Origin of the sequence: Shewanella sp. 4t3-1-2LB (assembly GCF_017368415.1) — a bacterium.
GTDB classification, from domain to species: Bacteria; Pseudomonadota; Gammaproteobacteria; order Enterobacterales; family Shewanellaceae; genus Shewanella; species Shewanella fodinae.
Genome location: NZ_JAFNJD010000045.1, coordinates 25,033 through 39,874 on the forward strand (window position 1 = coordinate 25,033; position 14,842 = coordinate 39,874).

General features: G+C 47.0%; 16 protein-coding genes. 9 read left to right on the forward strand and 7 right to left on the reverse strand.

The window, feature by feature from the left end; all coding sequences use genetic code 11:
- Positions 1 to 11 precede the first annotated feature (11 nt).
- Together J3L11_RS15225 and J3L11_RS15230 are read right to left on the reverse strand one after the other, a co-directional pair.
- Positions 12 to 1,289: a double-cubane-cluster-containing anaerobic reductase gene (locus tag J3L11_RS15225; protein WP_133039289.1), complete on the reverse strand. Its 1,278-nt coding sequence runs from the start codon at positions 1,287 to 1,289 to the stop codon at positions 12 to 14.
- A gap of 45 nt (positions 1,290 to 1,334) precedes the next feature.
- Complete coding sequence (locus tag J3L11_RS15230) at positions 1,335 to 1,595, reverse strand: hypothetical protein (RefSeq protein ID WP_207571568.1); 261 nt, start codon at positions 1,593 to 1,595, stop codon at positions 1,335 to 1,337.
- A gap of 359 nt (positions 1,596 to 1,954) precedes the next feature.
- Here J3L11_RS15230 and J3L11_RS15235 point away from each other — a divergent pair, with 359 nt between their 5' ends.
- Positions 1,955 to 3,250 carry an L-serine ammonia-lyase, iron-sulfur-dependent, subunit alpha gene (locus J3L11_RS15235; RefSeq protein WP_207571569.1) on the forward strand — a complete coding sequence of 432 codons (1,296 nt, stop codon included), beginning with the start codon at positions 1,955 to 1,957 and terminating at the stop codon, positions 3,248 to 3,250.
- A 1-nt stretch (position 3,251) separates the two neighbouring features.
- Here the strand turns inward: J3L11_RS15235 and J3L11_RS15240 are convergent, their stop codons facing one another.
- On the reverse strand, positions 3,252 to 3,710 hold the full coding sequence (locus J3L11_RS15240; RefSeq protein ID WP_133039292.1) for an Lrp/AsnC family transcriptional regulator: 459 nt from the start codon (positions 3,708 to 3,710) through the stop codon (positions 3,252 to 3,254).
- Positions 3,711 to 3,944: 234 nt separating this feature from the next.
- Between J3L11_RS15240 and trxC the strand changes: the two genes are divergently transcribed.
- Both trxC and J3L11_RS15250 read left to right on the forward strand, forming a co-directional pair.
- The gene (gene trxC / locus J3L11_RS15245; protein WP_189617822.1) at positions 3,945 to 4,385 is read left to right on the forward strand and encodes a thioredoxin TrxC; all 441 of its coding nucleotides are present in this window, start codon (positions 3,945 to 3,947) and stop codon (positions 4,383 to 4,385) included.
- Positions 4,386 to 4,721: 336 nt separating this feature from the next.
- Positions 4,722 to 5,075, forward strand: coding sequence for a hypothetical protein (locus tag J3L11_RS15250; RefSeq protein ID WP_207571570.1), 354 nt, complete (start codon positions 4,722 to 4,724; stop codon positions 5,073 to 5,075).
- Between the two features lie 94 nt (positions 5,076 to 5,169).
- On the opposite strand, the gene J3L11_RS19680 is transcribed toward J3L11_RS15250, so the two are convergent.
- Together J3L11_RS19680 and J3L11_RS15255 are read right to left on the reverse strand one after the other, a co-directional pair.
- Positions 5,170 to 5,379 (reverse strand): aminotransferase class I/II-fold pyridoxal phosphate-dependent enzyme, encoded by a 210-nt coding sequence (locus J3L11_RS19680; protein ID WP_341540362.1) that lies wholly within the window; start codon positions 5,377 to 5,379, stop codon positions 5,170 to 5,172.
- A gap of 114 nt (positions 5,380 to 5,493) precedes the next feature.
- The gene (locus tag J3L11_RS15255) at positions 5,494 to 7,602 is read right to left on the reverse strand and encodes a TonB-dependent siderophore receptor (protein WP_207571571.1); all 2,109 of its coding nucleotides are present in this window, start codon (positions 7,600 to 7,602) and stop codon (positions 5,494 to 5,496) included.
- 373 nt (positions 7,603 to 7,975) lie between these two features.
- Between J3L11_RS15255 and J3L11_RS15260 the strand changes: the two genes are divergently transcribed.
- On the forward strand, positions 7,976 to 8,932 hold the full coding sequence (locus J3L11_RS15260) for a sensor domain-containing diguanylate cyclase (RefSeq protein ID WP_207571572.1): 957 nt from the start codon (positions 7,976 to 7,978) through the stop codon (positions 8,930 to 8,932).
- A 33-nt stretch (positions 8,933 to 8,965) separates the two neighbouring features.
- Here the strand turns inward: J3L11_RS15260 and J3L11_RS15265 are convergent, their stop codons facing one another.
- Positions 8,966 to 9,655 (reverse strand): VIT family protein, encoded by a 690-nt coding sequence (locus J3L11_RS15265; protein WP_133039296.1) that lies wholly within the window; start codon positions 9,653 to 9,655, stop codon positions 8,966 to 8,968.
- Positions 9,656 to 9,892: 237 nt separating this feature from the next.
- Between J3L11_RS15265 and J3L11_RS15270 the strand changes: the two genes are divergently transcribed.
- On the forward strand, positions 9,893 to 10,087 hold the full coding sequence (locus J3L11_RS15270) for a hypothetical protein (protein ID WP_207571573.1): 195 nt from the start codon (positions 9,893 to 9,895) through the stop codon (positions 10,085 to 10,087).
- 192 nt (positions 10,088 to 10,279) lie between these two features.
- On the opposite strand, the gene J3L11_RS15275 is transcribed toward J3L11_RS15270, so the two are convergent.
- Positions 10,280 to 10,618 carry a zinc ribbon domain-containing protein YjdM gene (locus J3L11_RS15275; RefSeq protein ID WP_207571574.1) on the reverse strand — a complete coding sequence of 113 codons (339 nt, stop codon included), beginning with the start codon at positions 10,616 to 10,618 and terminating at the stop codon, positions 10,280 to 10,282.
- 354 nt (positions 10,619 to 10,972) lie between these two features.
- Between J3L11_RS15275 and J3L11_RS15280 the strand changes: the two genes are divergently transcribed.
- The 4 genes from J3L11_RS15280 (at position 10,973) to J3L11_RS15295 (ending at position 14,557) form a co-directional block, all read left to right on the forward strand.
- The gene (locus tag J3L11_RS15280; protein ID WP_207571578.1) at positions 10,973 to 12,178 is read left to right on the forward strand and encodes an IS4 family transposase; all 1,206 of its coding nucleotides are present in this window, start codon (positions 10,973 to 10,975) and stop codon (positions 12,176 to 12,178) included.
- A 205-nt stretch (positions 12,179 to 12,383) separates the two neighbouring features.
- Positions 12,384 to 13,151 carry a transporter substrate-binding domain-containing protein gene (locus tag J3L11_RS15285; protein ID WP_207571575.1) on the forward strand — a complete coding sequence of 256 codons (768 nt, stop codon included), beginning with the start codon at positions 12,384 to 12,386 and terminating at the stop codon, positions 13,149 to 13,151.
- Between the two features lie 191 nt (positions 13,152 to 13,342).
- The gene (locus J3L11_RS15290) at positions 13,343 to 13,804 is read left to right on the forward strand and encodes a carboxymuconolactone decarboxylase family protein (protein WP_133039300.1); all 462 of its coding nucleotides are present in this window, start codon (positions 13,343 to 13,345) and stop codon (positions 13,802 to 13,804) included.
- Positions 13,805 to 13,825: 21 nt separating this feature from the next.
- Positions 13,826 to 14,557, forward strand: a complete 732-nt coding sequence (locus tag J3L11_RS15295; protein ID WP_207571576.1) for a helix-turn-helix domain-containing protein — start codon at positions 13,826 to 13,828, stop codon at positions 14,555 to 14,557.
- Positions 14,558 to 14,842 lie beyond the last annotated feature (285 nt).

The following is a 14,842-nucleotide window of genomic DNA, read 5'->3' on the forward strand; positions in this document are numbered from 1 at the left end:
AGGCCCTCCCACTATTTCAGCTGTTCAATAAAGGCTTCGACGCGGGTTTTAAGTTGCCCCATATCTTCCATGCTGTAGTCCGTTTCAATGCGCAAACAGGGAATATTCTTCTGTTCCAAGGCTTTTTGCACTGGCATGGACTCCATCAGATACGGAGTACAGAACTGTAAACCATAGTGAATAACGCCGTCAGCGTTGTAGGCCTTCGCCATCTGCTCAATATGCTGCAAACGGTCACAGTTGGGCGTGAAGATGGCGCAGTCCACTTTGAAATAACGCTCAACAATAGCGTCCAGCATTTCGTCAACACTAGTGCCAGATTCATCCACCAGATTACGGACCCCGCGTTCTCCCACACAGGACTCTTCGCCCACAATGACGGCCCCCGAAGTTTCGATAATGGCGGGCAGTTTCCAGTTCGGCATAGCTTGTGGACAGCCAGAGACCAAAATCCGTGGCATCTTTGCAGGGAAAGCCCCCGTATTATCTTTGATACGCTGTTCCAGCTCATCACAGATTTTGTTCACCGATGCAGTGAAACGTTCTGGGTTATCATAGAAAAACACCTGATTTGCCAACAAGGCATCAAGTCCTGATATGGGCGCAGGATCTGCCGCTCGCAGCTGATATAAGCGCAGCATTGCTGCCCGCTTGGCATTCACTAACTTGATAGCAGCCTGCAGTGACTCGGCAGTCACCTGCACCCCCGTCAGTTGTTCTGCGGCTTCTTTAAACCTGACATATTCAGCCTTAAGTAACGCTTTACCGTTAGCTGACTTCACCTGCGGTAGATCCATCACATACAGATTATTAATAATATCTTTGAAGGACTCGTAGGCTTTCTTTTTGCCGTCACAGGTGTTCTCCCCCACCACCATGTCGGTAGTTTCCAGGTATGGGCACACCCGCCCGAGTTTAAAACCAAAGGCAGATTTAATCAGGGCACAGGTATTGCGTGGCAGGTATTTTTCCACTTCTTCGGTGGCAAAATCAGCACCAGTGCATAGGCCAATCAAGGTGGCGTTGGCCGCTAGCGCAATCTCTTCTGGCACAAATACACAGTAAGAGCCAATGATCTTGCGTCCGGCGGCTTTTTCATCCAGCAGCTCTTTAATACGCAAGCCGTGAACTTCGCTCATCACAAAATCAAAGTAACTCATGGCTTCTGGACGGTTGTCCTGCGCCATGAAGATATTCTGATATGCCTCAGACAATACGCCTAACAAGGCATCATGAGCCTTGAGGTCGAGGCCAAGTTCAGTCCACATCTGTCGATAATTTTCGCTCATGCCACACTCCAGTTGTTGTTTTTGCGCCACCAATAGTCCCCTAACTCAATGCAACGCTTCACCGTCAGTTTGGGGAACCGCAATACCAATAAGCTTGCGGCGTACACTTGGCAAAATTGAATTAACTGGGATGGGGAGCCGTGCAGAAAGCAGCAAAATAAAGTGCAGTTCGCTCGACCAATCAGACCAATACCCCGCCAGCCATCGATTAACCGTTGGTTTGCCATTGGGTTGGTCCGGCGTGCTCTGCTGTTGCTGACGAATGCTGCCACCAATAAGGAAGGGGCAGATATACCGTGCTGTCATCCGAGATTAATGAACAGAGGCGCCAGTGCAAAAGAGGAACTAACTCTCACGGACACATAAATTGCTTCTACAGAAGCAGTATCAGTCTACGCAGTTACCGCATCTGGAGAATTGATATAGGTAAAGGTTTTGCCGGAAATTTCCTCAGTCATGCCGCGGCAGCTAACACTTTTGAAATTTAGCGTAGTGAAAACGCAATCCACATCAGAACAGACGGAAATGTAAGAATAAAATTTTACTAATAACACAACATGAAGAAATATTTTCCCCAAATAACCATTTACGGCCCATAAATAGCAAGGCTATTCTCCAGTAATCCCGCTATCTTGGTGGCATCCAATTTAACGAGAGCGGTAAGAATGCATACTGATTTATGGGACCTGTTTATCAATACGGTTAAGGCCGAAGTGATCCCGGCGTTGGGTTGTACAGAACCGGTTGCAGTTGGGCTGGCCGCCGCCATTGCCCGCAGCAAATTGCAAGAGGCTCCAGAATCGATTCAAGCCGAAGTATCACCCAACCTGATGAAAAATGGCATGGGTGTACGAGTGCCAGGCACGGGTATGACAGGGCTGGCAATTGCGGCGGCCGCTGGTGCCATCGGCGGTGATGCCGATGCCGGACTGGAAGTGTTTCACACCCTCAACGATGCTAAAGTAAATACTGCTAAAACGTTGATAGAGAAAGGTAAAGTGAAAATAACTGTCGCAGATACATCGCGCGCATTATTTGCCAAGGTGACGCTGTTTGCCCAGCAGCGCTGGGTCCGCGTCACTATCGCAGATACCCACACCAACGTGGTAGCCATTGAAGAAAACGGGATCACCACCTTCCGACAACAACAGCCAAGTAGCACTGCGCCCGACAGCAATATGCCCAAGTTGCCATCACAAACAACGGTGCAGGATATCTATCAATTCATTACCGAAGTGCCACTGCAGCGACTAGCATTTATTGAACGGGCGAAACAACTCAATGAAGCACTATCACAGGAAGGACTCAGCGCCGACTACGGTTTGCAAGTGGGGGCGACATTGCAACGCCATGTGGCCCGCGGCTTGCTCAGTGGTGGTCTACTCACCGATGTGATCAGCCGTTCTGCTGCGGCGTCAGATGCGCGTATGGGTGGCGCTATGTTACCCGCTATGAGCAATTCTGGCTCTGGCAACCAAGGCATTGCTGCGACGATGCCAGTAGTGGTGGCAGCTGAATATCTGCAATCGTCCCACGAACAGTTATTGCGGGCGTTGATGTTGTCGCATCTACTGGCAATTTACATTAAGCAGCACCAACATAAACTATCTGCATTATGTGCCGTGACCACCGCCGCAATGGGTTCGGCTGCCGGGATCACCTATCTACTGGGTGGCGATTATCAACAGATCAGCTATGCCGTCAGCAGTATGATTGGTGATGTGGCGGGCGTGATCTGCGATGGCGCTAAAAATGCCTGTGCCATGAAAGTATCGTCCTCCGCAGGTTCCGCAGTGAAGTCCAGCTTAATGGCAATTGATAATATCCATGTCACCGGTCAGGAAGGTATAGTCGCCGATGATGTTGATAGCTCCATTCGTAATCTGTCAGCATTGGCTAACGGTGCCATGAGCCATACTGACCAGCAGATCCTCGATATCATGGTACAAAAAGCGTTGTAACCTATAACGGTAGCGCTGTGGTGTATTTCAGCGATTCCATGGCAAACGTTGATGTCACTTTCGAGATCCCCGCGACACTGTTGACGAGTTTTTTATAAAACTCGTCAAAGCTTTTCATATCCGCCACCTGAACTTTCATCATGTAATCATATTCACCGGCCATACGATAGAATTCCATCACTTCAGGAAAGTCGGTGACGGCGTTGACAAAACGCACATACCATTCGTGGGAATGATCGTTGATCTTCACCATCACAAACGCTGTCAGCTCTAGGCCAATCTTTTCTGGATGTAGTAACACCACACGCTTGTTAATCACCCCGGCATCTTCTAGGCGTTTTAGGCGTTTCCAGCACGGTGTGCTGGTCAGATTTACCGCTTCTGCCAATGCATTCAACGACAAGGTGGCATCCTGTTGTAGCAGTTGCAGCAACGTTTTATCTGTTTTATCAAGTTCCATCGTGTTATTCCAAAGTGGATAATGAACCCTATGATAAAAATTTCATTCAAGTGATTCAATGTAAGAAAGAATTTTCTTTTCAAACCATAGTTAATATAAATTTTTCCTTTTACATCACAAATAACAACTCTGTCGAAAAATAATCACCTATTCTGCTGTTAGCGCCCTTGAAAATACATGCAAAAAATCTCATATATTTCATAGTATCTATTTCAAGCGTGTTTTGGAGCTGTCATGAGTCAAACAACCGCCGTTCAACTGGTATGCCCACATTGTGGGGTAATTAATCGTATTCCTGCCGACAAACTTAGCGCTCAGCCACTGTGTGGCAAATGCCGTAATCTACTTATCAGCGCACATCCGATAATGGCTACTGACCAAAACTTTCAGCGTTTTATCGACAAAAACGACCTGCCAGTCGTGGTCGATTTCTGGGCACCCTGGTGTGGTCCATGCCGTCAGTTTGCGCCGGTATTCAGTGATGTTGCTGCTGAAATGGCGACGCAAGCGACCTTTGTCAAACTCGATACGCAAGACAATCAGATGACGGCTGGCCGCTTGCAGATCCGCTCTATTCCGACACTGGCGGTATACCATCATGGCCGTGAAATCGCCCGCATCTCTGGCGCATTGCCCAAAGGGCAGTTTAAGCAGTGGTTACAGCAATATTTGTAGGATGGCCAATGTCTGGGGAAATACTGGACGGAAGCGAAATTCGTGGCAGTGCATCCCTTCTAAGACATTAGTGACACAGAATATTTTCAGCAAGTACAGCAAACATTACAGCAGGCTAATGCCCGTTTTAGCGAGCTAGGACACACCACTACGGGAAAATGTGAGCAGGTAGCTGCAACCCGCAGCACCGCGTTGGGGCAATGCGCTAAAGCACTGCTCTGCCATCTCAAAGGTAATGGGGTGAGACAACACGTATTAGCCGTATTGTCAGGCCGAGCTGGCAACATTAGCTACGGCATTGGACGCACTTAAGGCCTCATTGGCAAGCCCGCAGAGATGCAGCAGTTTACCAGCGGTGTTGCCGGAGCCATTCCACCTTTTAGTTTTCATCCTGAATTCACACTTATCGCCGCCCCTTATCTGTTTCAACGCTATGAAGAAATCGCCTTTAACGCTGGCACATTGGAGCGCTCAATTATGCAAAATGTTGATGATTACCGGCGCATCGCTGCAGCCAAAGCAACTGAGTTTTATTCGCTGCTAGCGTCTTCAACATCGCCCCTCAATCCGCTTACCCACATCAGCTTGGGCGGAGTCAGACGGATAACCGCAGGCAGCCGCGTTACACTGGCTGAATCAGTGCTAATCGTTGAATCGCATTTTGCAAATTTTTCATCGAATTGGCAGTAGAAAAACGCACAAATCTGACAATGTCGGCACGGCCAAAATCCTTTCCGGATAATACCACCACATGACGGCTCTGCATCAGTTCAAAGGTGAACTCTCAACTAGAATCTAGCCTCCATGCTGTCATCCAGGCAGAGCAATCTGCCCAAGCATAAAAGGCACCATCCAGCACCACCATCCACCCTAGTCGCCAACCGGTCATCGAGAAATATTTAGAAAAGCTGTTGATGGAGAGACAATCAGCACACCCTGAATTTTTGCATTCCAGTAATCCCAAACGTTGGCCAAACTCAGTTGCGATATCCAATAAAAATCGTGAATATCTGTTGGCGTTATTTTAACCAAGCAAAGGCACAACAGCTGAGCCGGGACGCAAAAAGAGGATGCCAGCATTCACTGGCACCTGAGATAAAAATCTTTCTTAGAAACTGTAACGCACACTAACCTTGTAACTACGAGGTTCTCCCGGCATCGTCCAGATTGCTGAGTAAGAACTGGGGTAGTAAGCCTCATCAAACAAATTGGTCACGTTTAACTGCACGGATAATGCGTCAGACACAGCATAGGTGCCAAACAGATTAACCAGAGTATAAGCTGGCAGGACATAGCTTGGATCTATGGTTTCTCCAAGCCGTGACCCCACGTATTGCACTGAAGCACCAACAGCGGTGTCTTTACCAAACAACTCGGTATCATGTTTTAAGGTCAGATTGCCACTGTGTTTCGGAATATTGATCAGGCGGCTGCCTTTGGGAATAGTGACTCCCCAGTCAGCATTAATCACATCGTTGGCCGTTTTAGCGTCGGTGTAAGCATAAGACAGCCACACGCGGGTGTGTTCCGTCAAATTGCCAGCCAACTCAATTTCAATGCCCTGACTTTCGGCCTCTCCCAACGTCGCAGAAAATCCTGAGTTGATCGGATCTGCGGTTAACACATTACTTTTTTCTGCACGGAACAGCGCAATGGAGCCAGAAATAAGTGCCGTATCAAATTTGGTTCCCATTTCATAGGATTTGCTTTCTTCCGGTTTAAACGCGACGCCTTGATAGTCAGCCCCGGTGTTAGGACGAAATCCTTCAGAATAGCTGCCATAAAAGCTTATCCAAGATTGCCACTCGTAGACTAATCCGACACGAGGACTGAATATATTCTGACGCTGTTCGGTGTCGGTCTGGGTATTGTGCTTAACGATAGCCTGCTCAAAGCTGTCATAACGGCCCCCCAAAAGGACTTTCCATTGCGTGGTTAAGTCCAACTGGTCTTGCACGTAAAAGCCGTAACTATCCTGTGTTTCCGTCTGATCGTACAGCACAGTACCAGCAGGCGCGACTTGTCCATAAACTGGATTATAAATGTTGATGCTGTAGGTGGCATCGCCGGCGGTCGGACGAAAACGTTCCCAATACTTATCGAAGTGGAAATGGTAACCATCGATACCCAACAACAGATGATGAGTAAAATCAGCGGTGTTCATGCTACCGCTAAGTTCCAAACGACCTGAAAAATCAGTTGATGAGAAATCCCGATAATTATGCTGCCGGCTTAACGTTTTGCCGTCGGTGTACAGCAACTGCCTGTTACTGACCAGTTCTGGATCACTAGCATAGCCTTTAAACCCCGTATCACGGTAACTCAGCCCGCCCAGCACATGCCATTTGCCCATATCATGCTCAAGTGACAGTTGATGTGCTAATACGTCAATCTGCATTGCACCGTCGCTTTTTTCACCAAGAAAACGTGTCACAGGCAAGACTTCTGGATCGCCGCCAACCGCCACAATACCGCGATCAAACGGGGCTTTTTGATCGATATACTCCAGCTCATAGTTAAGACGGGTGTCATCATTGATCAACCATAATACTGACGGCGTTAATACCCGCTTTTCTGAATCCACCGGGTTCCGAAAACTCCCTTTATCCTCATAAGCACCATTGATTCTGAAAGCCAAGGAGTTTGTAAGCGCATTGGTATAATCACCTTCTAGACGATAATTGTCCCAACGCCCGGCAGATGCTTGCAAATAACCTTCCTGCTCAAATTTCGGTTTTTTGGTAATGATATTAATTGTACCACCAGGCTCAGAACGACCGTATAACGCAGAGCCTGGGCCTTTCATAATTTCAATGCTTTCAATATTAGAAGTATCGCGAGTACCAGCAAAACCTCGACCGGCATTGAACCCGTTGACCAAGTAGCCAGATGGCACATTTTCATCGCCAACAAAACCTCGGACGGCAAAGTTATCCCAGACACCACCAAAATTGTTCTGGCGGTTGATAGAAGCAGAAAGATCGATAGCGTCCATGAAGCTAGTCACGCCCGCATCGCTCAACTGCTCAAAGGACAAAGTTTCGATGCTTTGAGGTTGTGATTTAAGTGGCAAATCACCACGAAAAGGTTGACGCAGGCTAGTAACTTCTATGTGTTCAATATCGGCTGACACATCTTCAGCCAAGACCTGCTGACTTAACCCTAGCATAATTGCCAATGGCAGCACTGCAACATGAAAAGCACCCTTATTAACCATTCAATAAACTCTCCATTGGCGTCCATCTTCAGTCAATTCATTACAATCCTGAGAACACGTGAGATGACGCTTAAATGCGTTAATGATATGCATCTCAATGCCAACAGTGCCTTCTGTTAACATTTGAGAACTGAATTGCAGCGAATAATAACGATAATAATTTTCATTTGTAAATATTGCGAATGCATTTAGCTAACATAAATCACGACTACAGGTGTTAATCGCGTTAATTTTGAGCAAGTAGGAGGACTTCAGATACTGATGCGAGTGGTTATTGATGGCATACCGCAGTTATATATCTCACTGTCTTAGCCTGCATTGCTAAGGTATAGTCTTAACAGTTCACCACAAGAGCAATCCGTAAGCCCGATTTATGAACGAGCATCAACGAAAGCTTGAGCAGCTGATAGAGGAAAATCGGCGCTTGCAACGCGAAAACAAACGCCTTGAAGAGAAGCTAAATGCGGCTCTAGATGGCACTGGATTGTGCTTGTGGGAACAACATGTGCCAACCGGCAAGCTGACGATTTTCAATATGGAATGGGGCCAGATGCTGGGCTATAACTCGCAGGAACTGGAAGCAACCGTTGATATCTGGAAAAGCAAGTTACATCCAGATGATTATCAGGAAGTCGTCGGTGCGCTGGAAGATCACCTGTCTGGTAAAACCAGCTCCTATCAAGTAGTTCACCGTATGCTGCATAAAAATGGCAGTCATAGCTGGGTATCTGACCGGGGACGCGTTGTCGAGTTTGACTCGCAAGGGCAGCCGTTGCGGATGATGGGCACACATATCGACATCACTCAGGAAAAACGCTATGAACTAGAGCTGGCAAAACTTGCCAGTAGCGACCCACTGACAGGGGTACTCAATCGCGCCAAGTTAGAGCAGGAATTTCATGCGCTGAATCAGGCAGACGCCCCTCAAAATGCAGCACTGATTTTTATCGATCTGGATGATTTTAAAGCGGTAAATGATCAGTTAGGTCACAGATCCGGTGATGCACTGCTAATTCAGGTTGCCAGAAGACTCAGCGAGATAGCCCCAGACAATACCTTGGTGGCACGCATGGGGGGCGATGAATTTGTATTACTGTCGCATCAAACATCACGGCAAACCCTCAATACCTTCGTCGAAACCTTATTGGAGTGGGGCAAACACGCCATCCCCCTAGAAAATGGTGTCGCCAACATAGGTTTCAGCATCGGGGTCTGCCAGTTCACCACGCCTTACACTGAGTTCAACTTACTCTACAACTTAGCGGATCAAGCCATGTACCAGATTAAAAAACAGGGTAAACATGGCGCCGCCTTTGTGCAGGCAAACTAACACCACCAACATTGACGGCGGGTTACCCATGCCTTATACCGTCACCCCAAACCAGTGCCCCACGACAGCAGTTAATAGCATTGCCATGGCCCCCCAAAAGGTGACTCGGGCACAGGCCCGCCCGATCGGCGCGCCGCCAGTCACTGCGGCTATACTGCCAAGCAGCGCTAAAAACACAAGCGAAGCGAGCGCCACCAGCGTAATGAGTTGCGTCAATGGCGCAAGCCAAGCAACCAATAAGGGCAGCATAGCCCCGACAGTAAAAGTGGCGGCCGATGACAGTGCCGCCTGGATCGGTTGCGCCTTGCTGTCTTCGGTAATGCCTATTTCATCCCGAGCATGAGCCCCCAGCGCATCATGTTGCATTAACTGTTCCGCCACCTGATAGGCCAACTTAGGGGTCACCCCGCGCTTTTCATAGATCTTTGCCAGTTCCTGTTTCTCAGATTCAATATCTTCGGCCAGTGATTGTCGCTCAAGCGCTAGGTCCGCATTCTCGGTATCCGACTGTGAGCTTACCGACACATATTCCCCCGCTGCCATCGACATGGCACCAGCCACTAGTCCAGCTAACCCCGCCAGCATAATTTCACTTGTGGTGGTATTGGCCGCAGCCACGCCAATGATCAGACTGCTGGTTGAAACAATGCCATCGTTGGCCCCAAGTACTGATGCTCGCAACCAACCAATGCGATGGGAACGGTGATTTTCATGGTGTGTCAAGGCAGTCCCTCTTCGATTCATCCTGACCAGCCACATTTAAAAACCCCACAACATAACCTGAATAACCCTTTATCCAAGTGTGGCTGATACTCTCTAAGTGTAGTCTCAGCGGCAGAAAACGTCGCTGATATGTAATATATCTCTCTGAAACAAAAACGCTTTATCAATCAAACGTAATCCAGAGGCAAAGTCGTCTATGCTTAGAAGACTGGACGATTAGGATTGAAAGGAGGATTTATGCTCGCAGCGGAAATACAACTTAAAATTGACGCCAATAGTGCCCAGATCAGAAGTATTGCCAATCGCATTCATATGCTGGAAGAGGAACATTTAGCCGAGCCCGGTAACGCCGACTATGTCGAGCTAAGAAACCAGCATAAAAAACTGGTGGATGAAAACCGCCGACTGACAGACGAACTGCTGTCTGAATAACGTTAACCGTTATCGGCAATTAGGCTGATGTATCGGGAGCCAGATGGATGGGCAAGAATTACCACAAGCGCCTGTCATGTTACCATCTCGCTCCCGCGCGCAAATCAGGTGAAGACAGCAGGCCAGTGCGGGCCAGCTCCACCCCAATAGCATTTTTGCCTATATCACAACTTGCGCCACCCAAAAAGGGCATCAGGCTTTTTTGACAAACTCCGATTTAAGTTGCATCGCGCCAATGCCATCAATCTTACAATCGATATTATGGTCACCTTCAACTAAACGGATATTTTTCACCTTAGTGCCCACTTTTACCACCAATGAGCTGCCTTTCACTTTCAAGTCTTTAATCACAGTAACGGTATCGCCATCCGTCAACAACGCACCATTGGCATCCTTGACTACCAGTCCATCATCCTGCTCAATCACCTCTCCCACTATCCATTCATGACCACACTCCGGGCAAACTAGAGTGCTGCCATCCTCATAGGTATAGCTGGAATCACAACTCGGGCAATTTGGTAAATCACTCATCAATCAGTTCTCTATGCTTCTGGTAGTAAACAAAAAAGTAGATACCAGCCACTGCTAAATTGGCTACCACTGCAGCGTTTTATTCTCTGGCATCATAAAGTTAAGGCAGTATTTTACAATTAATGGCAGTGATTTAGCAAAAATCATCCGATAACTGAAATTTCATACAGAAAAAATAAGTAAAAAAATGATTTCATAGTGGTTTAACGTATATTTACATCATCTGGTCTGAGACGGTTTAACACTCATATCTAACGAATCCCCTCATAAATTAAAGCATATTCAATGATATAGACACGCATGGTGCAATTTGATCTAATTCATCTCGCCAAAAACATACCAGAACAATACACCATGCGTGATATCTCTATCTTACATGATTTGCTTAAAAATCAATGCGCTAATTTGCATCATAAACGACTTTCCTCTCTGATGTTGGCTGTGCAATCGTTGCTTGATGGACAGCAACTTTCTCTTACCGAACTGGGCCGAAATATCACTGGACCCGTTGCGGCTAAGCACAACATTAAACGTATCGACCGATTGCTTGGTAATCGCGCGTTGCACAACGAAAGACTCGATATTTATCGGTGGCATGCCCAACTGCTCTGCGGGGCGAATCCGATGCCGATAATTCTTATTGATTGGTCTGATGTAAGAGAACAGATGCGCCATCAAACCTTGCGTGCTTCTGTGAGCTTTGAAGGGCGTTCAGTCATCCTCTATGAGCGGGTATTTCCATTTTCTCAATACAATTCCCCGGTCAGTCACAATCCCTTTCTACGAGAATTGGCTGCCATATTGCCTGAGCGATGTTGTCCTCTAATAATCACCGATGCGGGCTATCGCAACACTTGGTTTCGTGAAGTTGAAAAACTTGGGTGGTTCTGGCTTGGACGTGTCCGTGGTGAAGTCGGCTTTCGTGAACATGGTCAGTCCAAATGGCGTAGCAACAAGTCCTTTTATCCTTCTGCCAACGCCAGAGCACGTTATCTCGGAATGGGTGACCTGGGTCGGAAAAGCCCCATTAAAGCCTGTTTACACCTGTTTAAAGCTAAATTCAAAGGACGTAAAGACCAGCGTTCCTCCAAAGCAGGGCGTCATCACAATGCACAACAAAATTATCGTGACAGCAGTAAAGAGCCCTGGCTACTCGCAACGAATATCCCCGCAGAATCGCTGACATCAAAGAAACTCGTCAATCTCTACGCCAAGCGAATGCAAATAGAAGAAAGCTTCCGCGATATTAAAAGCCCACAATATGGACTAGGATTGCGTCACAGCAGAACACGTTGCCCTAAACGGTTCGATATCCTGTTGCTCATTGCAATGCTTGCCGAATGGCTACTAAGGCTTATTGGAATAATTGCGCATAAGCATAATTGGCAGCGCGACTTTCAGGCTAATACTATCCGGAACCGTCCGGTCCTATCACTAATAAGACTAGGTAGAGAAGTTAGAAAACGACGGCAGAATTACCCCGTTGCAATCTCTGAAATTCGATGGGCAATAACTTATTACATCCGGAGAGTTCACGTTACCGCATTGCCTGAATTATGAGGGGATCCCCCAGCACTCATATAAGACGCAAAAAACTGATATAGCACGGCTAGATAGAGTTAGCTTCTTGTTGATTGTTGTATCGTAGGAAGCGTGACTACCCTATACTATAATGTTAATTAAATATGGATTTATCGACGGACGATTTAGAGCTACAGTGAAAAATGCAGCTCCTTAAGTGTAGGCACGACGGGAGAACAGGGAGATGATACGTAATTTCAATTGGTTATGCTACGTCTTCCTTGTTTTAACCATCACTTTCTACAATAACGCGCTGGCTGAAACTACCGAATTTCTGACCCATAGTGTCGAAGGCAAGGTTTATATTGACGAACATGGTGAATTGCGCGGTCTAAAGCATGGTGGCAGGCGAGCATTCAATGTGGAGCTTGTTCGTGAAATGATGCTTCTTGTAGATCACCAGGTTCAATTCCAAATAGTGCCATTCGCACGAGGTCAGCTAGCGCTTAAAAAGAAAAGAAAAGCGTTATTTAATATCGCAAGAACCGAAAAAAGAGAGGCACTGTATAAGTGGGTAGGCCCACTCCAAGTTGATAATGTCTATTTCTATGAATCAGTTAATCAATCAAAGCCCGTCACCGATTTTGATCAAGCTAAAAATGTATCTGGGATCTGCGTTCTTCGCGGAACCTCTCAACATGAGAACTTGCTTGCGCTAGGCTTTAAAAACATTTTTGCAAACAATAGTTGGGTCGCTTGCTTACAGATGCTGGCAATGGGGCGGATAGATTTGGTTCCAATCAGTGACTCCTTGGTCAATACCCTGATGGTTGAGGCACATCTCACCTACAAGCAAATCCGCAAAACACCCGTTCTGGTTCAAAAAAATGCCGGATATATCGCTTTTTCAAAAGACCACTCAGATGATGAAATTGTTCAATGGCAACAAGCCTTGGATAAATTGAAACGCTCTGGCAAGTACGATGAACTCGTTCAAAATTATCTACATTGATATGGAGCGGGACCGCTTATCTATGCTCACCCAAGACAGGAACTGAGCACACCAATCTACCGCACTCGCAAAGGCGGCGTTTTTATATTTCGAGAACAACCGCACATTCACCTTCGGTCGCAGGATGTCGGAAATATTCAATATCTTGATTGTCTCCTTCCTTATGCTTTAAAAAACAGAGGAGAAAGGCTATGTCAAAACGCATCAATTACATCAATATCGCACCGAAGGCCATGGACATTTTGTACACGCAGGAAGCGTACTTCCACGAGCAGTTTCGCCAATCGGACACCATGAATATGACCATCTGGGAGCTGGTCAAGTTACGTGTGTCGCAAATTAATCAATGCGCTTTCTGTATTGATATGCATAGCAAAGACGCGCTAAAAATGGGCGAGAAACCCGAACGTATCTGGGGACTGAGTGCTTGGAAGGACATGCCATTTTACAGTGATGCCGAACGTGTAGCTTTGGCTTTAGCTGAACAACTAACTGCAGGTCAACCGGTGGAAGATGAAGCTTACCAGCTCACCTTGAATACCTTTGGTGATAAAGCTATGGTGAACTTAACACTGGCGATTAATGCCATTAATAGTTGGAACCGTGTAGTAAAGGTATTTAAGCCAGCAGTGGGATTGTACCAACCCAAGTAATTGCCACGAAGGAATGCCTGTTTGGATATAGATTTTAAGATTTTCAAACCGCGGGGATTTCTAGCTGACCAGATCCAAGCTATCTGGTCAGTTTCTGTTATGCCTGAAACAGAACAAGCAATGCGTAAACAGTTGCTCAGCGATGCTGGGGCGGGGATCATTTTCATCTTGCAGCAGCAAGTGCAGATGGATAACGAATGGCTGACACCTGGAGTGGTGTTGCAACCGGTCAATACATTGGCACATCAAGTGGTTTTGCCACCAGGGTCGCTTGTGGCGGGTGTCCGTTTTCATCCCGCTGTGAGCTATCAGTTGCTTGGTGAGCGCATGGATAAGCCGCTGCGTATTGAAGACGATCATCCGCTTAAGGCATCTGCATTCGATACCTTTACGCAGCTTAAAGCCGAGCGTTCACCAGCGGCCAGAATTGCCACCTTATATCGTTGGTGTCGAACGTTGATCATTCAGAGCAAACCACAGGCTGTTGGTCATATTATTCATCAACAACCGGATACCCTCAGCCTACGGCAGCGCGAGCGGCTGTTTCAGAAATGGCTCGGCATTACGCCGAAACAGTATCAGCGCATCGTGCGAGTTAAGCAGACATTAGAGCAGCTACGCGCACAGCCCTGCATGTCGCTGGCAGAGCTAGCGCTGGCACAAGGCTTTGCTGATCAAGCCCATATGACGCGAGAGTGCAACAATATTGCGCACGTCACCCCCAAACAATTTATACGTCAGCGAACATCCTGATTGTTCTAATAGACAGCAATAAAAAGCATCGAGATACCGCACCAACAAACCGCTCCCCCAATAAAAGATACCCTGACCGCAGACTAAGCCGTGTTCCCGCTTAAATAGTCATTTGGCTTCTACAGGGAAAAATAACAGTTCGAACAGCCTTGATTGACTGAATCGCCACTGATTTCCTAGACACCTTTTAGTTAGATAAACTAGCTAAAAAAGAGGTGTCCATGAGCCATAAACGTTACCCCGAACAATTCAAAATCGAAGCGGTTAAACAAGTCACTGTTGCCG